The sequence below is a fragment of the Olivibacter sp. CPCC 100613 genome (genome assembly GCF_036959255.1).
Classification (GTDB): domain Bacteria; phylum Bacteroidota; class Bacteroidia; order Sphingobacteriales; family Sphingobacteriaceae; genus Olivibacter.
In genome coordinates this window covers 41,033-66,836 of record NZ_JAWMTI010000005.1, presented here as the reverse complement: position 1 = coordinate 66,836, position 25,804 = coordinate 41,033, and the positions used below count along the sequence as shown (strand labels likewise).

Sequence of the window (25,804 nt, the reverse complement as noted above, 5' to 3'; positions counted from 1 at the left end):
GTTGCAACTGCAAAAGCGGTAGGGGCCTCGTATTGCTTGAAAAATAATAATAAGATAAAAAAGACAAATTATGAAGAAACAAACATTTGAATGTTACTTTCTACTCATGTTACTGCTTGTTTTGGCAGTACCAACATTTGCGCAACAACAAGCAAGTATCAAAGGAGTGGTTGTTGATACTGCCGGTCGACAGTTGGAAGGCGTAATTGTAACGGTTCAGTTGAATGAAAATCAGATCGTAAAAAACACGACTACGGACAAGCAAGGACTATTTCAGGTCAACGATCTTCAAAATGAAACAAGCTATACGCTTAACTTTCGACTAGTCGGCTATACGCCGTTCACCCAGGAAGTACTTACAAATCGGGGCTCAATCAGTTCGATTTATATCAAATTAAGCCCTAAGGAAACCGTGCTCGATGAAGTCGTGCTTATTGGATATGGTACAAGCAAAAGAAAAGATTTAACGGGATCCGTAAGTACCATTTCAACGGAAAAGCTAGCGGATTTACCGGCAACGAGAATTGATCAAATGCTACAGGGACGGGCAGCTGGTGTGTACGTTAAATCAACAAATGGTGCGCCTGGAAGTCCTACCACGATCCGTGTTAGGGGTTCGAGATCAATCAGCGCTACGAATGAACCTATTTATGTCATCGATGGTATCGTTGATCCCAGTGGTACAAATCTTAATTCAATCAATCCAGCAGACATTGAAAGTATCGATATCCTTAAAGATGCTTCTACAACTGCCATCTATGGGTCTCGAGCCGCCAATGGTGTCGTTCTCGTTACCACTAAAAAAGGGAAGGCAGGGCGTAATGAATTTCGTTTTTCGACAAATCAAGGGATCTCACAATTAGCAAAGCGGCCTGAAATGATGAATGCGAGGGAGTTCGCTGAATTTATAAACGAGGCCCGGATATTTGGTAAGCAACCTGCTCTTTATCCGAACGTGGATTCGGTTATTAATATAGTTGGCGGAGAGGGCACGGATTGGGTAGATGCGGTGACCCGTAATGCTCCGTTTTCAAGTTATGACTTATCAGCATCGGGAGGGACAGGTGGTGATCATGGGTATACCTATTATTTATCGGGTAACGTATTGAACCAGCAAGGTATTATTGAGAATACAGATTTTAAACGCTATCAGGGTAGGCTCAACTTTACGAAGAATCTTTCATCAAAGGTGAACCTCGGTGTTAATCTCAATATCAGCCGCGAAAACAAGAAGCTTAGCAGCATGAATTTAGGATCTAATACGGGCTGGTCTTCATCTTATGTTTTTTTAGCACCAACGATACCTATCTATAAGGCGGATGGAAGCTATGAGACATTCAATCCGATTTGGTACACGGGAGGACATATTGATAATCCCGTAGCGATTGTGAATAAAATCACCAATAAGCAGCTCGCTAACAATATCATCGGGAATTTTTATCTTCAATATGAACCTATTTCCGGCTTGAAACTAAGGTCTTCGCTGGGAATCAATTTTATCAATCAACGGGCGGACTATTATAGTCCTTCTGATATGCCGAGCAAGATTTATAATAACATTATGTACGGTTCTGCGTCTTCTGATATCTATAATACCACTAGTTTGATTAATGAAAACACAGCAAATTATACGAAGAGTTTCGGAGATCATCACTTGGATTTTCTTCTTGGAACCAGTTATCAAAGTAGAGATATTGATCGACTCTATGCTTCAGGTGCACGGCTTACAAACGATATTACCCAATACAATAACCTGGGAATTACGGAACAGGAGAATCGCGGTATAGCTTCTAACTTAGACGAAAATACAATTATCTCTTTTTTGGGACGTATTAATTATGATTATCAAAATCGATACTATTTTACTTTCACAGGCCGTCGTGATGGTGCCTCAAATTTTGCTGCGGGGAAAAAATGGGGATTTTTTCCTTCAGGTGCTGTCAAATGGAGAATATCCAATGAATCCTTCTTCGAAAATGCTAAGATTCGCAATACGATATCCGATCTTTCGCTTCGTGTTAGCTACGGCTTGTCCGGGAACCAAGGTATTGCCAACTACCAGTCTTTGGCTTCTTTATCGGCAAACAGTAATGCGTATATCTTTGGAGGAACGCAGGCATTGGGTTATACACAAGGAAATGTTGGTAACGACGGATTGACCTGGGAAACCACCTCTCAACTAGACGCAGGACTTGATTTCGAGTTCTTTAATGGACGAGTCAATTTTACAGCTGATTATTACCGAATGGTGAGCAAAGATCTATTATTGACCGTCCAGATTCCTTCACAAACGGGGTATGGATCACGCATTGTTAATCTCGGAAAATCGTTAAATGAAGGGTTCGATTTTTCAGTAAATGGAGATGTCATCAGAAATCGTAATTTCACATGGAATGCCCTGATCAATATCTCAACCAATCGCCAGGAAGTAACCGATATCGGTCCACTTACCCGCGTTTCTCTGGATGCAGGCATTGGTTATGGCGTGCTGACCAGCTACCTGGAAAAAGGTGTGCCCATTGGTGCAAATTATGGTGTTGAGTATGCGGGTACTTGGAAGAACCAAGAAGAGATCGATGCCGAACTGAGCAAACCCAGTGGAGAAAGAACTTTGGTGTCAACTGCCAACCTTTACAGGCCTGGAGGGCCGCGATACGTTGATTACAATCGCGACGGCGTACTGAATGCCGTGGACTACCATTACCTTGCGCCGGCAAACCCCAAATTATTTGGCGGCTTCGGTAGCACATTTACCTACAAACGGGCTACGTTTGATTTCTTCTTTCAGTTTAGCCAAGGCCATAAAATGTTCAATGCCATGGAATTTTTCGCCGGGATGGGATCTTCTCTGACTAACCAATACAAGTATATGGCCGACCGTTGGTCTGTAAATAATCCAACTTCGGATATTCCTGCAGTAGAATCTCGTGACAATATACCGGGCGATCGCTTATTGCACGATGCTTCCATTCTTCGTTTAAAATCAGCCCAGCTCAGTTATAATCTCAAAGGCTTACTGCTAAAAGAGCTTGTCAAAGATATGAAGGTATTTGTTAGCGGTACGAATCTGTTTTTACTGACAGGATACAATGGATTCGACCCTGAAGTAAATAGTGGAGGCAGCAGTTCGACGATCATCGCCACCGACAATGGAAACTATCCGAACAGTAGAACGATAACATTCGGACTCAATATGACCTTTTAACCCAAAGTGATACGAAATGAAAACAAGAATAATCGTTATGAAACTATATTTGTTTATGTTCCTATTAGCGGGCAGCATCCTGATAGGAGGATGTGAAAAATCGCTGGATGAAGATGCGAAAACGTTTATTGCACCCGCTGATTTTTTTACGAATGGCGAACAATGTACGCAGGCAGTCAATGGTGTTTATGCATCTCTAAATACGATTTATGGATCGCCTGATTTTTGGCGGATTGTGGATTTGGGTACGGATCTTTCCTATACCGAGGACGCAAACAATCTGGTTCCACATGAATATACCTTCACTTCTGGAAATACAGGTACCGGTAGCGTTTGGAGTAGCGCATACACGGCTATTAAGAACGCGAATATGGTTATCGCCCGAGTTTCACAAGCGCCTATTGACGAACAGTTAAGAGGACGCTTAGTTGGGGAAGCAAAATTTTTACGGGCATTGTACTATTTCATATTGTCTAATTTTTGGGGAGATGTTCCCGTATGGACGGATGAATTGGATGTGGATGCAGTTAGTCAGCTTGCGCGAACTCCACTGGTGGAAGTTCGTGAGCAGATTATGAAAGATCTGCGCGAGGCTGCTGAAACACTTCCATTAAGCTATGGCACAAGCGATGTAGGTAGGGCGACGAAAGGAGCGGCCCTGACCCTTTTGGCTAAAGTATATCTTTATAACAAAGATTGGACAAATGCGCGGCAAACCGCATTACAGGTTGTTCAAAGCGACCAATATTCGCTATTACCAAGTTATGCAGATGTTTTTGACGTGCGCAATCGTTTTAAAAACAATGCGGAGTCCATTTTCGAAGTTCAATTTCTTCGTGATGCGGCCACCGCCACCAATATCAAAACACATCAGCAGACGTCCTATTATATGCCTGCAAGAGATCCCGGTTTAAGCACCTATGCAGGAGTAGACTTTGGTAGTTATGTGATAGATGGATGGAGTGTTTGCCGGCCAACAATTAAGTTGGTGAAGATGTTTGAGCCAAACGACCAGCGTAAGGATGTCGTACTCGGTTACGGTTATAACGGTCAAACCTTTACGAAATGGCCAAGACCAGATCACCCTTGGTTCGGTCCTAAATTTTGGGATTTGGAAGCCAATGCCCAAGCAAGTGGTAAAAACCTTTATATATTACGTTATGTAGATGTCTTATTGATTCTGGCAGAAGCTTATAATGAAGAGGGGAATACCTCGGAAAGTATGAAATGGTTAAATGAAGTAAGGAAACGTGCCGAATTGAGTGAACTTGCAAGCCTATCGCAGGAAGGTTTACGAGAAGAGATCATGAAGGAACGTGCCATCGAATTTGTCGGAGAGTTTCAACGTAGGTGGGATCTTGTGAGATGGGATAAGCTCGTGGATGCGATTAAATCAGTTGCTGATGATAACCCGATAGGTGCGGCAAACATCAAACCGTTTCATAACTATTATCCGATTTCTGCCGAGGAGATTATTAAAAATCCGAATCTTACCCAGAATCCAGGATATTAGCTGGTTGAATAAAGGAAAGGTCAATCATGAAAAGTATTAGTCAAGCATTAAAATGAAAAGATTATTAATTTTTTATATAGCGACTATTTTTGTCTGCTGCAAAGAAGATAAACAAGATTCTTTAACGGGAAATGTAGCAATGACGGTTCCGTCTAAAGTAACGAATGCGGTAGCTACCGATGATTGGATATGGACGGGTAATCAGGCTACGAATGCAATTGAAATCTATAACCCTGCAGTCGAAGATTGGAACAATTCGACTGCGTTAAAATGGTCATGGAAACCAGAGGAGGCCAAAGGCTATTCTCAGTATGCACTGGATCATTGGGGTTTGCCGACAGATTTTAAAGTCCGTACTATTAGTGTCTGGGGAGGGAATCATTTAGTTGCGTCTTGTTCAAATGGACTGGTTACGATCGCTTCCTATCCCGGGGGTATAAAGAAGTGGGCATATAACCTCGGATTTAATCCGCATGGTGTAGAATTGTTACCAAACGGGAATATTGCGGTCGCTGCTACGGATAAAGATTCGGTATTGCTTTTTGCTTCTTCTATCGGAACGGATAATTTAACCCATGCGGCGGTTCGACTGAATAAAGCGCATTCCGTCTTGTACGACCCAATCGAAAATATCCTCTGGGCAACCGGTAATGATTTTGTAATGGCCCTGCAAATTGGTGGAACGGATGCTGCTCCAACTTTGACAGAACTTCCCGAAAGACGGGGACGATTGAATACAACGAGCAGTGCTAATCCCTATGGGCATGACCTATCGCGCGATCTGAACGATCCTACTATTTTATGGGTGAGCACCAATGGAGGTGTTTACCGCTTTGATAAAACAACAAAAGCGTTTACGGATGCACCTAATCTGCTGAACAAGACTTTTGTGAAAGGCATAAGCAGACAGCAGTCTGGCCTATTTGTACTTACACGTCCGGATTCGGAGAAGACAACCGACTTGCCGGACCCTGTTACCAGTCCAACCTGGTGTACACGCTACGTGGATATTTATTCCAGTGACGGGTACTTTCAATATTATCGGACAAAGAGCGGTGCAAAATTTTATAGGGCGAAGATTTTTCGTACCCCTTATTGAAAAGGAACGTAAAGAATCACCGGAAAATAAAAAAGGTGTTTATCAGGATCGAATGAATAGTCTATCTCAGATGGATATAAGCAACAAACCCCTCTTTACGAGGGGTTTGTTTTTTTCTCTAAGACAGACTACCATTCGAGCCATTGACTTGAATCGCGAGTCTTTTCATTGAATAAGATGTCTTGGAATAAATTTTACTTTTATGTTAATTTTTTCACTCCTTATTGTGCAAATATTTTTTTGTGCCTAATATTGTGCGTTTTTTCCTATAAAAATACTATGTTAGCTGTATCTGATGTGCCTTTAATAGGAAAATTAACCAAAACTTATGGACTTAAAAGGCGTTTGGAAATTATTTGTCAAAGGTGATAAGGAAGCGTTCCGGCGTATTTATGAGGCGCATGCAGACAGCCTATATGCCTATGGAATCCGTTTAGGAGGCGATCATGACCAAGTGCTTGATTGCATCCATGACCTTTTTGTACATCTTTACGGAAATCATAAGATCGCTGAGGATGTGAATATCCGCGTTTATTTAATGGCCTCCTTACGTAGACGTTTACTTAAGCTCGGTAAACCTACCGAGGACCTAAGCGTCAAAGAGATAGCTATGGAAATGGAGGAAAGCGCAGAAGCTAATCTGATTGCAAAAGAAACGGAACGAATGACTTGGGAACGGCTAAAATATGGTATTAATCGTCTTCCTAAGCGGCAACGGGAAATCTTACACCTACGTTACACCTTGGATTTATCTTATCCCGAAGTTGCAAAAGTCATGAATATCAATATTGAAACCTGCCGAAAATTAAGCTATCGTGCTATTAAGTTATTAAAGGCGGATCTACAAACACTAACCTATTTTGTAATTGTCCTCTCTTCATTTTTTTAAAAAAAATGTCCATACCTGATATGTTTTTAGCTCTCTATCTATATAAGGCTAAAGATTAATGGATAAATCAAAGCAGGAACGGTCACTAACTGAGCCAGAAGACGAGGGGAAATCTTTTAATACAGATACCAAAAACTTTCTTTGGGAAAAAATTGAACATTCCATTTATCGAAAAAAAAGACAGCAAACTATCGGTATGCTTAGCCTTGTTGTGACAGTATTTGTTGTAGGCCTGTTCTTTTGGATGCATATAGAGACCGATCAAGATCGATCCGGGGAAATGAAACGAGCTGCACAGTTAAGTGTTAATTTACTGAAACACGAGGAAGGTCGTATACAGATGCTTACTTTATCCAAAAAGGGGTTGAAAAAAGGAGACATGAAGCTAGTGAAGGAACAAGCGGTCATTCTTAAGGATAGCGTTTCTTACGTGCAACAAGTGATCAACAAAAAGATGGCTGATTATAAAACCGTTTACGTGCCTTATGGAATGCGGCAGGAAGTAATCTTGGAAGACGGCTCGAAAATATGGTTGAATGCAGGCTCTTTTTTGACCTTTCCGGCAACATTCAAGGAGGGAGCCTTCAGGGACGTGTTTTTAAACGGTGAAGCTTATTTTGAAATCGCCTCGAATGTGCACCCTTTTCGCGTGTTAACCAATGATGGAACCATTCATGTATTAGGAACCTCGTTTAATGTGAGCTGTTATGAAGAAGATCCGGAGATGCTAGCAGCGTTAATTACAGGTCGCATTGCTTTTGAAAGTGAGAACCGTCAACGGTTCCAATTGAAGCCAGGGCAACAACTTGCATTAAACCGAAAGGATAAAAAAGTTTACTTACATGAAGGAGAGGTGGAAAGAGGAATGTTATGGACCAAGCGGCAATTGGCACTCGATAGAATAGCTATACCGATGCTTTTTAAAAAGCTCGAACGTATTTTTAATGTACATATACATTGTCCGGAAACATTACAACAGGTACGGGTAGCCTATTCCGGGCGTTTAAGTCTACAAGGATCTATAGAAAATGTGTTGAAAAGCATATATGAATTAGAAAGTTATCAAATTAAAATTAATGAAAAGGAGGTTTACTTGATAAAAAAATAATGACAAAAAAATAAGGAAGAGGAGGGGGAGCTCCTTCTTCCTGAGACGTAAAAATCTTATCTAATCTTTAAATCTTAATCAAAAATATGAAACCTACTTGAGTTTTCGGTGATAATATAGCATATAATCATAAAAAAACTCGTCGGAGTTTCATTGCCTAAAAAATAAGCAAATGACGATAAAAAATGAACATGACCTGCAAGGTGATGTAATGGAAGGTAATTGTCCAAAAAAAAGGATTAGTATCCATCCTTTTTTCTGCATTTTATGTACCTTATTATTGTTGGGTTTTTCTGCTAAAGCGTTTTCGCAGAAAATATCGTTAAACCTAAAAAATGCATCATTAAAGACCTTTTTTATAAGCCTACAACAACAAACTGATATTGCCTTATTGTATAATGAGGATCTTTTTAAAGATAAAAAAATTACCATTCAGTCGAACGGGGAGGACTTGTTAACGCTACTGGGCGCTGAACTGCCTAAGTTAGGTTTGTCCTATCATAAGGCAAAAGGACAAATTACGATTATTCCCGCAGAATCCCGTTCGGTAGACCGTAATATACAGCAAGGAAAGCAGATTTCGGGTACGGTAGTTAATAGTGTAACCAAAGAGGAAATGGTTGGCGTCAGTGTGGTTGTAAAAGGTACAAAAACAGCTACAAGAACAGACGCTAATGGTAATTTTACCATTCACGTTCCTTATGCTGACGCCACGTTGATTTTCTCGTATATTGGCTTTCAACCACAACAAATTGATCTGAAAGGATCAAGTACTGTTAATATACAGTTGGTGGAAGATACCAAGGCCCTGCAAGAAATCGTAGTAGTAGGTTATACTACCCAGAAGAAGGAAAATGTAACCGGCGCTGTCAGTACCATTACTTCCAAAGATCTGGTGCAAAGTCCTACAGCGAATATTAATAACATGCTCGCTGGACGCTTGCCGGGTTTAGTCGCTAACCAATATAGTGGTGGTGAACCGGGTGTTGATCGATCGGAGATTTTTATTCGTGGTAAGGGCACCTATGGCAATCAATCGCCTATTATTATCGTGGATGGTATCGAACGCGATATGTCTTATTTGGCTCCGGACGAAATTGAAACCTTTACCATTCTGAAGGACGCAGCCTCCACGGCCCCTTATGGTATCCGTGGCGCCAATGGTGTAATCGTCATTACAACGAAACGCGGAAAAGCTGCGGAAAAAGCAACGGTTGATTTTAGAACGTCTGTTGGGATAAACAGTCCGGTAAAATTACCCTCCCTTTTAGGATCTGGCGATTATGCGATGCTTTATAATGAGGCGATGACAAACGATGCCCTTCGTGATGGTGGAAACGTGGATAATTTAAATCTATTTTCTGGAGATGGGATCAATAAATTCCGTCAGGCGAAGGGAGATAATTCTGATGGACTAGGATATAACTGGGATTATTTTGACTACCTCTTCAAAAGCGGCGTACAGCAAGAATCAAATCTGGCTATTCGTGGCGGTAACGATATCGCACGTTACTATGTAATGGGAGGCTATATGCGTCAAGGTACTAACTATGATCATATTGATCTATCAGATTACAATGCCAAAGCTAAATTTGTACGCTATAATTTCCGATCAAATATCGATGTGAATATTACCGATAAATTATGGGCTAAGTTAAACCTCGGAGCTCGTATTACTGACCGTACCGCACCGGGAACAAGTGCGGGAAGGCTTACAACCATTGCCATGACGCAACCGCCTTATCTGCCCATTGTACTGGAACCGAATAGCAATAGTGTGAATGCACAATATTTACTGGATCATCCTGATGGATTACTTTACGGCGATCAGATTTACCGTTTCAATATCTTGGGCGAGCTTACTAAAAGCGGGTTCCATACGCAGAAAAAAACTTATTTGGAAGGAAGCTTTTCCATGGGGTATAACCTCGACTTTATCACCGACGGATTGACGGTGGATGGTACCTTTTCTTATGATGCAAACGAAGAGCAATGGTTACGCCGACAAATAGATACCTACAGTGAAGGATATCGGGAATATCCTGGGTATTCTATTTTTACACCTTCAGGGGGACGCGATGTATTCATGAATCCAGGCTATTACGATGGAAGCTATGTTTTAGGTAATAAGTATGCCATCGACCAAACCTTAGGGAACAGCTTTTCACAGAGTAACCCTTTTAACCGTACGTTCTATCAGTTTAAGGTGAACTACAATCATAACTTTGATAAGCATAATATCAGCGGCATGCTGCTGTTCAATCGGTCTTCACAAAGTGTCTATGATGGAGATCATGCACAAGTCGATATCCGTTATCAGGGTTTAAGTGGTCAGTTTACCTATAATTACGATCAGAAATACCTCGCAGAATTTAACTTCGGTTACAATGGATCGGAAAACTTTTCACCCCAACATCGTTATGGGTTCTTCCCTGCCGCAGCGCTCGGTTGGGTCATCTCCAAAGAAAAATTTATGAATAACACCGCAGGGTGGTTGGACTTCCTAAAACTGCGCGGTTCTTATGGTTTGGTGGGTAGTGATAAGTTACCGGGCGGTCGTTTTGGCTATTTACAGTTTTATACGGGAGGAAGTGGCTATGAATTTGGCGAACAAAACTTCAATGTTAACCCAGGAGGGTTGAAAGAAGACCGCTTGGCAAATCCACTAATGAGTTGGGAAAAAGCCCGTAAAATCAATATCGGTTTAGATGCGCAGTTCTTAAAAGAGCGTTTGGGGATTACCGTAGATGTCTTCCATGAGCATCGTTATGATATTTTGACCGAATTGCGAGCGAGTGATAACCGATTAGGCTTCCCTGGTGTGGTTGGTCAAACTGCCCCCTTCATTAATTCCGGGGTTGTCAACAACAGAGGAATCGATTTTGAGTTAACTTGGACCGACCGTATCGGTGCGGATTTTCGGTATTTCGTCAAACCGAATTTTACCTTTGCACGTAATAAGATTATTTTCCAAAACGAAATTAACTGGGAATACCCTTGGCGTGCTGCTACCGGACATCGTTTGAATGAGAATTTTGTTTATGTGTTTGATCATTTTGTGCGGGATCAGGCGGAAGCAGATGCCCTGAATGAAATGGGCTATCAACCTTGGGGCAAGCTCATTCCAGGTGATGCGGTATATAAGGATTTAAATGGAGATGGTTTGATAAGCGATATTGCTGATCGCCAGATTATGGGCAATCCGCGTAGTCCTGAAATCCAATTTGGCTTACCGATAACCCTACAATATAAAGGATTGGATATCAGTGTGCTTCTTCAGGGGGCCTTAAATTCGTCTATGCTGGTAACCGATGGTGCTGCTTGGGATTTTCCGCAATATGATCACGATAAAACAGGGTCTGTACGGCCCTTACATCTTAATCGCTGGACCCCCGAAACCGCCGAAACGGCCACATATCCAGCATTGCATATGGGTACACATAATAACAATAAGAACAGTAACAGCAGCTTGTTCTTGTATGATGCTAAATACCTTCGATTAAAGAATGTTGAGATCGGATACAGTATACCTCGAAATTGGATTAAGCGAATTGGCTTAAACCAAGTGCGGTTCTATGTGCAAGGACAGAATCTCATGACATGGGATGGATTGGATCAGCTAGATATGGATCCGGAAAGTAATACAAACGGGTATTGGTATCCGCTATTGAAAGTATACAATTTTGGTGTTAACGTTAACTTCTAAGATAAATCGATGAGACCTGCATAAATTGTCATAAACAAAAAAATCAAAATAATTTATGCCGGCTTCATTGCCATAAAAAACAACTTATTCTAATGAAAACACAATTAAAGAAATACATTATATTAACGGTTGTTGCTTCCATGGCTTTTAGCTCCTGCAAAAAGTACCTGGATAAATTACCAGACGATCAATTAACCGAAGAACAGGTGTTTACGCGTTATGATAAAGTCAATCAATTAGTAACGGATTTATATGCAAAAGCAAAGACTGCTAATGCGCCCATGACCTGGTTTGCAGATTTTTCTACCGCTGGTATTACAGATGAAGCGGAAGCAACCAATGTTGGCAATAATGCTGCCAATAGTTTTAACACGGGCGATTGGAATACTACGAGTTTACCGGGAAGCCGTGGTCAGTATTGGAACGATCTTTATGCTGGGATACGGAAAGCGAACGTTATTTTAGCAGGCGTAGAGAAATATCACACGCCGGATAATCCGGTAAATCCGGGTGATTTGCAGAAGCGTATCGGAGAAACTTATTTTATGCGCGCATACCTGCATTATTTGGTATTACGCATTTATGGTGAAGCACCTTATCTGGACTATGTGGTGGATGTGAATCAGTCCATGGAATTCACACGTGAATCCGCTCAGGCCGTAGGTGATAAAATTGTACAAGACGCACACGAGGCTTTTAATCGTTTGCCTGCCGACTGGAGTAGTAATGATTTTGGGCGGGTCGACAAAGGCGCTTGTTTAGGGTTGATAGCTATTACACGTTGGACGCTAGCTGCACCGTTGTGGAATGGTGCAAGTAAATATGGTTATACGGGAAATCGTGTTTTTGAAAATGATTATGCATATAATGCAGCGCGTTGGGCAGCTGCCCGGGATGCAGCAAAAGCCGTGTTGGATCTAAAGAACGAAGCTGGTTCCCAAAGGTTTAGTTTATATCAGAAATATAGTGATCAGGATTTTAATGATAGCGGTAACCAGAATACCAGTGGTTCGACGGTATATACCCGTTTATGGCAAATATATTATGATATGGATGCCTTCAAAACCGAAGCGGTTTGGTTTGTAACAAAAGATAAATATGAAGGATGGTATGGTGATGTGTATCCTCCCAGTAGGGGTGGGAGTTCCCGACAGCAACCCGTACAGGAGCAGGTGGATGAATATGAATATATAGCACCGGATGGTTACGGTTATCCCATCTATGCCAGCAGGGCAAAGGATGATGGTTATGATGATGCCAATCCCTACCGTTCGGTGAAACGCGACCCACGCTTTTATCGGGATATTATTTATCATGGAGCTCCTTTTCGTAATGGGGCTAATAATCCATCTACCGTTAATACAGCAAGTGGTGCTGATAAAATCAATGCCTCCAATGCAACAAAAACAGGCTATTACTTGCGTAAGTACTTACAGGAGGCCTGGAATAAAAACGGGAGTCTAAGAATCAGTGCCCCGCCGATATGGCGTTTACCCGATTTTATCTATATTTATGCAGAGGCGGTAAATGAGCTGGATGGTCCAAATGCGGAAATTTACCATTTGATTAACCAAGTGCGGGCACGTTCGTTTATGGCACCTATGCCACCAGAAACAATGAATAATCAGGAATTGATGCGCGAATACATCAAGCGCGAACGCCGGGTTGAGTTTTTCTATGAAAATAAGCGTGCTTTTGATACCCGATTGTATCTGGAACCCACTTCGGATAGCGAAATAAGTAAAGAGCAGCAATTTAGGAGTGCTGGTGCTGATGATAATGAACGTTCGCAGCAATATTGGGCGAAAGGTTATGGACCTTATCCGAAAAACCAACGGATGATTAACGGTATGCGTCCGGTAGAAGATCCAAACGGAAAGATTGAAGTAGATGGTAAAAAATATCGGATGGAGCGTTTCTTTGTTGAAAGCCGGGTGTTTACCGCCCCGAAGCATTACCTATTCCCGTTGATGAACACGGAATTGCAGCAATCACCTACCTTGATACAGAGTCCAGGTTGGTAAGGGTTGTTACTGAAAGAATATGCCGAGTTAGTGATAGATGTTTAACTCGGCATATTTTGTCGCGCTTCGCCTTAACTGAAGAGAGGCTTAATAACATAAATGATGATGAAACAATTTTTTTTACGCTCTTGGTTATTACTCGCCAGCCCAGTGCTGTTTGCTCGGCAACAGGATACGTCTGTCAAGGAGATCATTATTGTGTTTAAAACACATTTTGATATTGGTTATACGGATTATGCCGGAGCCGTTGTAAAACAGTATAGTACTTCCATGATGGAAAATGCTTTCAATATTATTGAAGAAAACAAAAATCTGGCCCCTGAGAAACAGTTTGTCTGGACCGTTCCTGGCTGGCCAATGAGTCAAATGATCAACCAAAGTTTACCCGACATGAGGCCTAAAGTGGAAGCCGCTATTGTTGACGGTCGTTTTGTAATACACGCCTTACCCTTTAATATACAAACTGAATCCAGCGATCCTGAAATGCTGGTTCGCGGGATGGGTATCTCGTCTGCTATTTCACGACGTTACGGTTTACCTTTACCTTACGATGCAAAAATGTCGGATGTTCCCAGTCAATCATGGATGTTGCCGACACTTTTAAAACACGCTGGAGTAAAATTTATCCAGATTGGTTGCAACGGGGCTTTTCAATCTCCTAAAGTCCCTGAGTTATTCTGGTGGGAGGGACCGGATGGCTCAAAATTGATGACAATGTATTCGGAAAAAGGTTATGGTACCTCCGTGCTTCCGCCTATAAATTGGCCATATAAAACCTGGCTAGCAATTGTACAAAACGGCGATAATTCAGGACCACCTACGCCTGAAATTGTTGAAAAAGTTCTCGCAGAAATACATGCGAAAGCGCCGAATGCAAGCGTTAAAATTGGGCGTATGTCTGATTTTTATGACGCTATTATTAAAGAAAATCCCAGATTACCGGTCGTTCGTGGCGATATGCCAGACACCTGGATCTATGGGTTTATGTCTATGCCACGGGAAGTTAAAGACTCTCGTAGAATAAGTAAAGATCTCTTTGCTCTTGAGTCGCTTAATACGTTATATAATATTTGGTCGCCTAAAGGATACAATATTTCAGATCTGTTATCAGACGCTTATATAAATAATCTTTTATTTGATGAGCATACTTTTGGTATGGCCATGAGTCATGGTAAAAATGGCATTTGGACTTATGGAGATGAATTTAAAATACAAAGGGCAAAAGGAGTGTATAGTGATATTGAAAAGTCATGGAAGGAAAAAGCAGATCGTGTGTTTTCAGCTGATAAGATCGTAACGCCATCGTTGAACCAACAGCTGAAAGCCTTAGCTCGAGAGGTTAATGTCAAAGGAAAGAGGATTTTTGTTTATAATCCACTGCCATGGAAAAGAAGTGGACTGGTCACTATTAAAGGGCATAGCTCATCCAATCCAGGTACCGCAGTTAAGGATCTTGAGACTGGTGAAATTATAACGCTTTCAAACGAAAAGAATCTGCTTCAATTTGTTGCGAATGATGTGCCGGCTTCAGGTTATCGCAATTACATACTAACGAATGAAGAACCATCAAATGCTGGAAAGGAATTTTTGATCAATGAATCAACCAGCACTATAGAGAACAAATATTTAAAGATACAATTTGACCCTACTAAAGGAAGTATAAGCTCGATTTTAGAAAAGAAAACAGGCAGGGAAATGGTTGATAAAAAAAGCGAATATGGATTTGGTCAATATGTGTATGAGCGTTTCAGTAGGAAAGATGCAGATAGTTACGTTAAAGATATCATAAAAAGAGGGGGCGGTGGTCAATTAACCCGGCCGAATCTGACTGATGAACCACATCTGACGGAGAAAGGACAACATGCAAAAATTATTTTTTCAAAAAATGCGACATCTGTAACAGCTACCATGCTGTTTTCAGCATCACCTAATCTGCCACACGATTATAGCATTACAGTAACCCTATATAAAAATACGCCCAATGTTGAGCTCATCTGGAGTATCAACGGTAAACCGGCTGAACCTTGGCCGGAAGCGGGCTGGATAAGTTTGCCCTTCAATGTTAACGATCCCGCATTTAAATTGGCAAGGCTGGGCGGCATAGTGGATCCTAGCCAGGATTTTGTTAAGGGAAGCAATTTTGACTATTTTTTTCTGAATTCGGGCTTGTCTGTAATCGATAAGCATGGAAATGGTGTTGGGCTGTCAACGCCGGATGCTCCCGGAATCAGTCTTGATAGCCCTAGACTGTGGACATATTCAGGATATTTTATACCCCGAAAACCCAATGTTTTTGTTAATCTGTATAATAATCTCTGGGGTACCAACTTCACGGAGTGGGTGGAAGGTTCGTGGTCCACAAGGATTAATTTATGGTTTACAGATCATTTTAATAATGAAAAGTCTATTATTACACCCTCTGAAGAATCCCGGTCTCCGCTTTTAGCGACATTAATAAATGATGCAAGCGGGCGTTTGCCCGTGTCTGCCTCGGGGGTTCAATTATCTCAAAAGGGTGTAATGATTACCGCATTTGGAAATAATCCAGACGGGGATGGAACCGTTTTCCGCGTATGGGAGCAAGCTGGGACTTCAGGAAAAATTATTGTAACGTTACCGAATGGAATAAAGGCGCTTACGGCAATTCCTGTTGATTTGCGGGGACAGAAGATAGGGAAGCCGATAAAAATTATATCTAGCAAATTCGAATTTAAGCTTGGAGCTTATGCTCCGGCAAGCTTTATTTTATTATAGGTATTTTTAGAACTCGAGATCTCTACTTCGTGTGGAGATTCGGCTTTGATAGAAAATTGGGATAACTCCAGTCGTACACTCATTGCAGAGCTGTTTTTTTGACAATCGACCAATACTATATGAAATCATTAAATAGCATTCTAATTACGGTCTTATTTACAGCGTTCACCACAATTGATACGCTTGCGCAGGAAAAAAGGGGACTTTTGAAATGAATGGAAGAACTTCGCAGGATCTGCGTGTCGACATTACCAGTCCACTTTTTAATTCCATTAAAATTAAATTGGACGACAAATATAAATAACAAACCCCTCGAAAAGAGGGATTACTTATGTCCCATCTAGGCTCGAAAGCGGAAAGCGTATACCCGTCAATGCGTACCGTTTCAGGATATCAGCAAATATCATTTGTTTATTCCATTGCTTGTCATATTTTTACTAGAATCATACGAATGGCTATAATTTCAATATCTACATGAGTAAAAGACCGAGTGATATTCCGATATTAAATTTAGAACGGGAAATTATACCGGGCTTGCATATCAGGCGTATAGACAATAAGCCACATGGCAGTCCTCCTATAATGACTGCTCATCGTGATGACTACTTTGTTTTTCTGTACCAGCAGTCGGGAAGGTCAATACTTTCCATCGATTTCAAAGAGGTAATCTTAGATGGGCTCAGCATTTGTTGTATTTTACCCGGAAGCGTCCACCATTTTAATTCAGCAGATAAAGTGAGTGGCTGGATGTTAGCAACGAGTTCGGAATTAATAGATGAAGTTGTTAGGCGTATTTTACTAGATAGCGTGTCGGGAGACGTGTTCCGTGTAAACGACACAGCACCTTTCTTGGATGAGATAGCGCGCGCTATCGCTAGTTATCAATCAAATGCCGGTAACCTGATATCGGTCATCGTTACGCATTTAGTATCGGCTTTCACCGGTATTTTCGCGCAAGTTATCAAAATAAGTGAAAAGAAAACTTTAGGCAATAGGGCTGCAGCTATTACTTTTGAATTTAGCAAAATACTCAGGAATAATTTCAAGGCACGAAAAGCGCCATCATGGTATGCTAGTCAGCTTAACCTTTCACTTTCTTACTTAAACGAATGTGTACGAGTAACAAGCGGGATTGCGGTAAGTACATACATTCAGCAAGAAATTGTTTTAGAGGGTAAACGACAACTCGTGCACACAGACTTAAGTGTTAAAGAGATTGCCTATGGGTTGGGCTATTCCGATCCGGCCTATTTTAACCGTGTTTTTCAGAAGATAGTTGGTGAGCGTCCAGCAGCTTTTCGTAAACGATACCGCAAATAGTACAATTTTTTCCGTGGATCAGGTCTGTACCATTAGGGATCAATTCTATTGTTTTGTATTAAATTTATTTTATATGAACGAATACAAAACAACAATCAAGAGTATGTTTAAAGAAATCTTTGAAAACACCGCCTTTAATGAGGCGGCGATTCAAAAGTACTTTGATCAGGAATACATCCAGGAAGTAGATGGTAAAAAATTGAACTACGCTCAGTTCTGCAAGCATGTTAGCCTGCAAAAGGAAACGATAAGGACGCTAAGCTTTGACTTTCAAACCATAATCACGGAGGGCAACATATTGTTTTCCAATCATGTAGTCTGCGGTACTACAAAAGACGGACGTTCGGGTAAGTTTCGGGTCATTGCTGAATTCCATTTCAAAGATCAGAAGATTATTTATTGTAACGAACTTACCCACATGATCAGTGGCGACGAAAAAGATCGCGATTTAGGGTCGAGGCACTAATTTTCAGTTGTAGCCACCCATGAAAGTCGCCGATTTTATTTTTTAAAATCTTTAAAGCGGATTTAATTTTCTTTAAATCAGACGGTTATTTAAAATGAGGGATAATTGACTCAATGTTTCCAGACCTTTACGTTTGAAAATTTAAAAGCCTGAACCGCTACAGTGAGCCCAGTGTTCAATTGTATTTGTCTGATTACTAAGGAATTGCTGGTAAATAAAAAGGGCAAAAAGCTATTGAAAGCATTTTGCCCTTAAAGTGCTCCTGACTGGGCATAATTCGAACCAATTTATAGAGGAATTGAAAGAAATTGCTGATTTAACAATAGACGAAAGGAACATAATATAACGCAAGGTAGAGAAATTGGACAAATGACATCTAGGAAATAATTCCAATAAGAATTCAGTACCATAAGATTCTTACCTTACTGGATAATTCTTTAAATCTATAATAAAATCAATCTTGATGTAGATAAGATGAAATTTGGCCACGAAGCAGCAATGCCCGTATTCAGACACTTACTGTACGAAAATGTACATTCATAAAACTTTTAAACATTTAATTAAACTGCTAAAGTGAGGTTTTAGCGTTGGCAGGTTTGTTGATATGTGAGATTTCTGATGAAACGATGTGATCAATTCGGACCCTTCGTGATATTAAAAAAATGAATAACCAAAACGTAAATCAAGTAATATTTGACCTTGGAATAATTGCATTCGTCGTTTTATTTCCTCACTATTTTCCACTTCCGTTTTATTCTTATTCGATAGTTTGTTTTATTGCAATTATTTATTATTTGAGGAAAAGCAGAAAGGGCTTACGAAGTATTGGGCTGGTAAAAAATGGAATAACAATCAAATCAGTTATTATTGCCATTTTATCGGCACTGATTTGGACAGCATTTATGAGATGGATATATGTTCCTCTTATTTCGGTTTTATTTACAGTTCCCGATTATACTGAATATGATTTTATAAGGAAACATATTTCTAGGCTAATGATAACGCTAGTTGCAGCGTGGATTGTTGGAGGATTTTATGAGGAAATAGTGTTCCGCGGCTTTATAAATTCCCTGCTTGAAAAATATACAAATTCTTTTTGGTTAAGTGCTTGTATAACCGGCTTATTGTTTGGATTATATCATTGTCAGCAAGGGTTATTCGGAATCATTGCTGCAACATTTGGCGGTTTATATTGGAGTTTCATATATAGATATTTTGGAAGGAACCTATGGAATTCTATTCTTTCACATGCATTTTTTGATACCATAGCATTGACACTAATATATTTGGGACTTTTAACCTAAAAAAATCCTGTTAAAAGGGAAGAGATCATCTGATCAACGGCTGGCAAATGTAAGCCTTCTTTGGCTTTGTCTGTCAACCAGCGTTCCACGTAAGGTCTGGGCAGTGGAGCCGACGCTGAATAGCTAAAGGAAAAAGATTAGAATCGGTTTCATGTTGCAAGATTAGGGATGATGGTCATGTGTTTGGCAAGAAACATGCGAACAGCAAAAGCGACTTTCCAACAGCACTGACAACTACCCCAAAATTATCTACCTTACCGCTGATCGAGTCTCTGGACTAATTTAAGCATGGGAGTTGTGGAAAATTCAGAATTTCTCCAGAATCTGCTTACATCTTTGTCGGGTACAACCAAAAAATATTATCCGATGAGATCATTTACTTTACTAAGCTGCTCCTTATTCTTTACTGCTTTTCTATATGCCCAGGAAACTAAGGTGACCCTGTCTGGCCATATTAGAGATTCAACCAGCAATGCTGCCTTACCATTTGTAAGTCTTAGATTGAAAACGGCAACAGACAATAAATTTATTGTAGGAACGATCACTAAGGAAGATGGCAACTTTATTCTTTCTAATATTAATAGCGGGAATTATGTACTCGAAGTAAGTTATATAGGCTATCAGTCAAAAGAACAACAGGTAGCGGTAGGAAAATTGAGTGAATTTCTGGACCTGGGAGCAATAGCTCTTTCACCAGATAGGAGCCAGCTTGATGAAGTTACTGTTACCGGGAAACAGGAGGCTATATCGGCCAAAATGGATAAAAAAGTGTTTAATGTGGCAGACAATATCAGTCAGAGCGGAGGTTCCGTACTGGAATCGATGAAGAATCTTCCCGGGATTACGATAGGTGACGATGGTAAGGTACAGCTCCGTGGAAGCGATAAGGTGATGGTGTTGATGGATGGCAAGCAGACCGCCTTAACTGGATTTGGGAACCAGTCTGGGCTGGATAACATCCCCGCTTCCGCAATAGAAAGAATTGAAATCATAAACAATCCTTCTTCAAAATTCGATGCTAACGGAAATGCCGGAATTATCAATATAATATACAAGAAAGAAAAACAGGAGGGATTTAACGGGAAAGTAGGCCTCTCGGGAGGATTGGGGGCCCTGTGGAAAAAAAAGGAAAATCTTCCGACTATCCGTTCTCAATATCGCTACACACCGAAGATCAATCCATCGCTAGCCCTTAACTATCGTAAGAAGCATATAAATATATTCTTTCAGGGAGATAATCTTTATACCCAGACCTTGAATAAAAATGAGTTTGTAGACAGAACGTACGATAACGGCGATATGGTGAGGCAACAGACCAAGCGTAACAGAAACACCAATATCGTAACCGGCAAGGGTGGTTTCGACTGGTATATAAATGAGTATAATACGTTTACGGTATCAGGGCTTTTCAGCAGCGAGAAAATTATAGATCGTGGTGATGAGCCTTTTTTTAATCAAGATCTGTCAGAAAGACGCCGTCTCTGGCAATTTTTAGAAGATGAACTGAAAACTACTGTTACAGCATCGTCTGGATGGCAGCATAAATTTAAACAACCTGGTAGGATTTTGGACGTTGGTTTTAATTATACTTTCCATCGGGAAGATGAGAAATATTTTTTCACCAATATCTTGCCCACATTTACCGGTTTTGATGCTTTTAAATTGATTTCCGATGAACATGTTGCTGATCTTAATATAGACTACGTGCATCCCTTGAAGTATGGTCGTATTGAAGGTGGGATGAAGTTCAGGAGGCGAAGTATTCCCACCAATATGCAATTCATTCCTGGATTAAATTCGCCCTTGGACTCCACCGCCGGCGGTTGGGCAGATTATAAGGAAACGATACCTGCCCTTTATGGAAACTACATTTTTGAAAACCAGCACTTCGAGGTAGAAGCCGGACTACGTGTGGAGTATGTGAAGGTGCAATACGATGTAAACCCTGATCACCCAACGTATAAAAGTGATGGTTACGACTATATGCAGCCTTTTCCAAATCTGCGTATGGCTTATAAATTTAATGATCGGAACAGGATTTCCTTTTTCTACAACCGCCGTGTAGACCGACCCAATGAGGTGGATATCCGCATTTTTCCGAAATATGACGATGCGGAGATTATCAAGGTTGGAAATCCGGGCTTACGCCCTCAGTTTACAAATTCCTATGAACTGGGATATAAGACCAGCTGGAACGAAGGCTCTTTCTATGCAGCGACTTATCATAAATCAATGGAAGCAACGATCACCCGAATTGCCAGTACCATACCGGGCAGCAACCTGATCTACAATATATTTCAGAATGCAGGAAGAAGTTATAATACCGGGGTAGAGGTGGTTATATCGCAGGATGCTGGCAAGTGGGCAACATTTAACCTAAACCTGAATGGATACCAAAATATCATAAATGCTTTTACGGTTGTAAATCAATATCCGGAAGAAAATACCTTTAGTGCCGATAAACAGGATATGTTCTCCGGAAATATAAAATTAAATGCCTTATTTCACCTCCCGAAACAATTTGATCTGCAACTGACAAGCATTTACCTGGCACCAGATATCATCCCTCAGGGAAAGATCTACGCTCAATTTTCTATTGATATGGGGGTAAAGAAGCCTGTTCAGCAGGGCAGAGGAGAGGTCTTCCTGAATGCAACGGATATTGCCAATACATTAAGGATCAGAAGAGATATAAAAGGGCGGGGATTCAGTTATCTTAGTACAGATTACTATGAAACCCAAGTTGTTCGTTTGGGTTATAGTTATAAGTTCTAATAATTAATGACGTAAGTATGAAAACGGAACTCACTCAAATAGCTGCATTTGTGGAAGAACTGTTTCGGGTACGGTCTTTACCATGCCTTTTTTACCATAACTTGGATCATACCAAGCAGGTTGTAAAACACGCCCGAGAGATAGCAACGCATTGCGCCTTAAATCAAGAGGAGCAATTTACCTTGCTTGCAGCGGCTTGGTTCCATGATACCGGACATCTTTTTGGCGATATTTCTACACATGAGCAGCTAGGTGTTAAGTTGATGCGGGAATATTTTGCTGAAAGGCTGATTGATCGAGGGATACTTAAACGGATAGAAGCGTGTATTATGGCCACCAAAATGCCTGCCAAACCATTAACGTTACTTGAAGAGATCTTGTGCGATGCGGATACCTACCATATCGGAACCAATGAGTTTATGAAATTAGATGAACAGGTATGGTGTGAACTAGAATGTAGGCTGGGTATATGTATTGATAAAAAGATTGAAAAGTCTATTCATTTCCTAAAGACGCATCAGTTTTTCACCGTTTATTGTCGGCAACTGTTGTCGGAAGGAAAGACTAAAAATCTTCAGCACTTGAAGTCTTTGAGTCAAGAATGAACAAATTTTTATCCCTAATTACGCTTGTACAATATTTTCAGAACAGAAGGCAGTACAATCAATAACAATGGTAGTGCTATTATAAAACCACCAATAACAGCAATGGCAAGTGGTTGGTGTAATTGGGCACCGGCACCTATTCCTAATGCTAAGGGTAGCAGGGCCATAATAGCACCTATTGCCGTCATTAATTTAGGCCGTAGTCTCGTAGATATCGCATATATGATAGCCTCTTCAGCTGTTCTGGTTTTAATCGCTTCTCTAAATTGAAGAAATGTAAATATTGCATTCTCCCCAATAATACCTACAATCATGATCAAACCGGTATAGCTGCCCACATTCAGTGGTGTGTTGGTTAAAAATAATGCGAGGTAGCTACCTGAAATACCGAAGGCAGCTATTACCACAATGGCCAGTGCAACTTTAAATTCGCGAAAGAGGAAAAGTATGACACCGAAAACCAGTAGGCTTGCGGTGATGAGTATCATAAGTAGTTCTTTAAAAGATTGCTGTTGATCGGCATAAGCTCCTCCGTATTCGATATGATAACCAGACGGTAATGCCAAGGTATGGGATACCTTTTGCTGTATTTCTTTTACAACGGCTCCAAGATCACGATTCTCCAGTCTCGCCGTTACCACGCCTACTGATTGGAGGTTTTCTCGTTGGATTTCTGCATCGCCACTTTTAATGTTGATGGTAGCTAACATGGAGAGCGGGTAGCGTTTTCCAGTAGGTAAAAATATGTTAAGCTTGCCTATATCGGATATACTTCTGCCCTTGTTATTTGGGTATGTCATTCGAATAGTTGACAGTTGTTCTTTTTCCAGTATACTTCCCACCACATTTCCCTCAATAGAGGCTTGTAGTTGCATTTGTAAATTGGCAGGTGTAATTCCTAATTGTGCTAGCTTCGCGTAGTTTGGAACAACGCTTACCGAAGGTCCGGCCATAATAATACCGTCAAATACATCTGCTGTACCAGGTACGGTCGAAACAAGGTCTGCGAGCTGTTTCGAAAATTGCTGCAACTGGTGTTGATCGTTTCCAAATATCTTTACTTCAACTGGTTGTACTGACGTCATAAGATCACCCAGCATATCACCTATTACCTGCCCAAAATCTACTCTAAGTGCGGGTTGTGAGCCCTCAATTTGTAGCCTGATCGCATTGATTACTTCATCGGTAGATCGTCTTCTGTTTTTCTTTAACTGGATGAGGTAATCTCCTGTATTTGGTTCAGTTATGAAGAAACCCATTTGAGTGCCCGTACGTCTAGAATAGGCCAATACTTCGGGTGTTTGCTGTATTATTTGTTCAACTTGGCGGAGCATGCGATCAGTTTCTTGTAACGAGGTGCCGGGCGGGGAAGTATAGTCGAGTACAATACTGCCCTCATCCATCTCGGGAAGGAAACCCGTTTGTAGCCTAGGTAGAACCAATACTACTGCCACTAATAGCACGCCCGCAAAACAAAAACTGATCCATGGGCGGTGTATAAAAAATGATATCCAACCCTGCTGTTTGACCTCATTGCCCTCAAACTTGCCTGTGTCCTTTTTTGTATTGCCACCCAGCCTTAAGTAAACCACCGGCAGCCCAATCCAGGTTACGAAAAAAGAACATAGCAATGTAATGATCATAGTATCCGTCAGAACCTTAAAATATGCTCCTGCCACGCCGCTCATCATGATAAAGGGGATGAAAATAACGATTGTGCTAATAGACGATCCTAACATCGCTGGGAAGAGATATCTTATCGCCTTTTGGAGTAAATTGGTAGTGGCTTCTTCTGGATGTTCTTCATGTGTACGCTGTATCTGTTCCATCACTACGATCGCATCATCAATGATCAATCCAATGGCAGCAGCAAGGGCACCTAATGTCATGATATTAAAGGTATAGCCAATAGCATATAGTACAATAAGCGTCAAGAATAAGGTTATGGGGATCGTAACTAATATAGTTGCACTGGCTTTCCAGGAACGCAGAAAAAGGACAGATACTATAATAGCTAAACCTAATCCTAGCCATAAGCTATCGGAAACACTGCGGATAGAATCGCTAACGAAGTCTGCCTGTATGTAATACGGTTTGATGGTTACTCCTTTGGGTAATGTTTTCCTTAATGCCTCTACCTTCCTTTTCATCGCTTCGGATAGTGTGAGGAGATTAGCGTTCGGCTGCTTAATCACTGCAATAAGAACGCCTGCTTTACCATTGGCATTTACTTTGGTAAATTCAACACTTTCATTGATCTGCACAGTGGCTATATCTTGAATAGTGATTATTCGTTTCCCATCATTGCTGACGACTACCTGTTTAAGATCATCCAGTGCGTGTACCGTTGCATCTGTTATGGTAAGATAGAGATATCTGTAATCTGATACATAACCATTGGATTTGACGAAGTTAGTCTGTGCCATGGCGTTCGCTACCAGTTCTGGGGTAATACCCAATGAACCCATTTTTTGAATATCTAACTGTATCCAGTATTCTTTTGTTTTGCCACCAATGACTCTTACGTCAGACACGCCGTTTACTTGTGAAAGAAAGGGCTTAATCGTATAGTTGGCTAGCATTTTCATCTCAATAGGCGACTTATCCCGGCTTTCTATCGTGTAGCCCATAACAGGCAGTATAGAGGGATTCATTTTTTCTACGGTGATCTGCACTTCTGGTGGTAGCTGGCTTTGGATATCATTAATACGTGCTTGGATTCGCTGTAAGCTGAGATCAATAGCTGAACCCCAGGTCATGTACGCAGATATTTCACAACTTCCTTTACTGGTTGTACTTCTGATCATTTGCAAATCAGGTACTTGCTTGATAGCATTTTCAAGGGGTTTAGTAACGGTTACCATCATTTTATCAACTGGCTGGAGCCCAGCGTCAGCAATAATTTTTATTTTGGGAAAAGTTATTTCCGGAAATAAAGATGACTGTATTTTACCGTAGGTAAATATACCACCTGCTATAATGAGCACCAATACCACAGTCAACGGATTTTTGTAGGTCACAAAGAAATTCTTCACG

The 25,804-nt window shown here is 40.9% G+C and carries 14 protein-coding genes; 13 read left to right on the top strand and 1 reads right to left on the bottom strand.

The genetic code is table 11. From position 1 onward, the window contains the following. The first annotated feature begins 70 nt into the window (after positions 1-70). The 13 genes from RYH73_RS16620 (at position 71) to RYH73_RS16560 (ending at position 22,768) form a co-directional block, all read left to right on the top strand. Positions 71-3,205 (top strand): SusC/RagA family TonB-linked outer membrane protein, encoded by a 3,135-nt coding sequence (locus RYH73_RS16620; protein ID WP_335314575.1) that lies wholly within the window; start codon positions 71-73, stop codon positions 3,203-3,205. 16 nt (positions 3,206-3,221) lie between these two features. Next, on the top strand, positions 3,222-4,718 hold the full coding sequence (locus RYH73_RS16615; RefSeq protein WP_335314574.1) for a RagB/SusD family nutrient uptake outer membrane protein: 1,497 nt from the start codon (positions 3,222-3,224) through the stop codon (positions 4,716-4,718). A gap of 52 nt (positions 4,719-4,770) precedes the next feature. After that, positions 4,771-5,817, top strand: coding sequence for a DUF6528 family protein (locus RYH73_RS16610; protein ID WP_335314573.1), 1,047 nt, complete (start codon positions 4,771-4,773; stop codon positions 5,815-5,817). A gap of 328 nt (positions 5,818-6,145) precedes the next feature. Then, positions 6,146-6,706: an RNA polymerase sigma factor gene (locus RYH73_RS16605; RefSeq protein ID WP_335314572.1), complete on the top strand. Its 561-nt coding sequence runs from the start codon at positions 6,146-6,148 to the stop codon at positions 6,704-6,706. A 58-nt stretch (positions 6,707-6,764) separates the two neighbouring features. Next, positions 6,765-7,814 (top strand): FecR family protein, encoded by a 1,050-nt coding sequence (locus RYH73_RS16600; RefSeq protein ID WP_335314571.1) that lies wholly within the window; start codon positions 6,765-6,767, stop codon positions 7,812-7,814. A 172-nt stretch (positions 7,815-7,986) separates the two neighbouring features. Beyond that, on the top strand, positions 7,987-11,520 hold the full coding sequence (locus RYH73_RS16595) for a SusC/RagA family TonB-linked outer membrane protein (RefSeq protein WP_335314570.1): 3,534 nt from the start codon (positions 7,987-7,989) through the stop codon (positions 11,518-11,520). A 92-nt stretch (positions 11,521-11,612) separates the two neighbouring features. Beyond that, positions 11,613-13,544 (top strand): RagB/SusD family nutrient uptake outer membrane protein, encoded by a 1,932-nt coding sequence (locus tag RYH73_RS16590; protein WP_335314569.1) that lies wholly within the window; start codon positions 11,613-11,615, stop codon positions 13,542-13,544. A 105-nt stretch (positions 13,545-13,649) separates the two neighbouring features. Beyond that, positions 13,650-16,298, top strand: a complete 2,649-nt coding sequence (locus tag RYH73_RS16585) for a glycoside hydrolase family 38 C-terminal domain-containing protein (RefSeq protein ID WP_335314568.1) — start codon at positions 13,650-13,652, stop codon at positions 16,296-16,298. A 474-nt stretch (positions 16,299-16,772) separates the two neighbouring features. Continuing rightward, the gene (locus RYH73_RS16580; RefSeq protein ID WP_335314567.1) at positions 16,773-17,618 is read left to right on the top strand and encodes a helix-turn-helix domain-containing protein; all 846 of its coding nucleotides are present in this window, start codon (positions 16,773-16,775) and stop codon (positions 17,616-17,618) included. Between the two features lie 73 nt (positions 17,619-17,691). Next, complete coding sequence (locus RYH73_RS16575; RefSeq protein ID WP_013665548.1) at positions 17,692-18,084, top strand: nuclear transport factor 2 family protein; 393 nt, start codon at positions 17,692-17,694, stop codon at positions 18,082-18,084. A 662-nt stretch (positions 18,085-18,746) separates the two neighbouring features. After that, positions 18,747-19,388, top strand: coding sequence for a CPBP family intramembrane glutamic endopeptidase (locus RYH73_RS16570; protein ID WP_335314566.1), 642 nt, complete (start codon positions 18,747-18,749; stop codon positions 19,386-19,388). A gap of 366 nt (positions 19,389-19,754) precedes the next feature. Then, entirely contained in the window at positions 19,755-22,163 is a 2,409-nt protein-coding gene (locus RYH73_RS16565) for a TonB-dependent receptor domain-containing protein (RefSeq protein ID WP_335314565.1), read from the top strand. A 17-nt stretch (positions 22,164-22,180) separates the two neighbouring features. After that, positions 22,181-22,768 (top strand): HD domain-containing protein, encoded by a 588-nt coding sequence (locus RYH73_RS16560; RefSeq protein ID WP_335314564.1) that lies wholly within the window; start codon positions 22,181-22,183, stop codon positions 22,766-22,768. A 14-nt stretch (positions 22,769-22,782) separates the two neighbouring features. Here the strand turns inward: RYH73_RS16560 and RYH73_RS16555 are convergent, their stop codons facing one another. Beyond that, positions 22,783-25,803 carry an efflux RND transporter permease subunit gene (locus RYH73_RS16555; RefSeq protein ID WP_335314563.1) on the bottom strand — a complete coding sequence of 1,007 codons (3,021 nt, stop codon included), beginning with the start codon at positions 25,801-25,803 and terminating at the stop codon, positions 22,783-22,785. Between the last annotated feature and the right edge of the window lies 1 nt (position 25,804).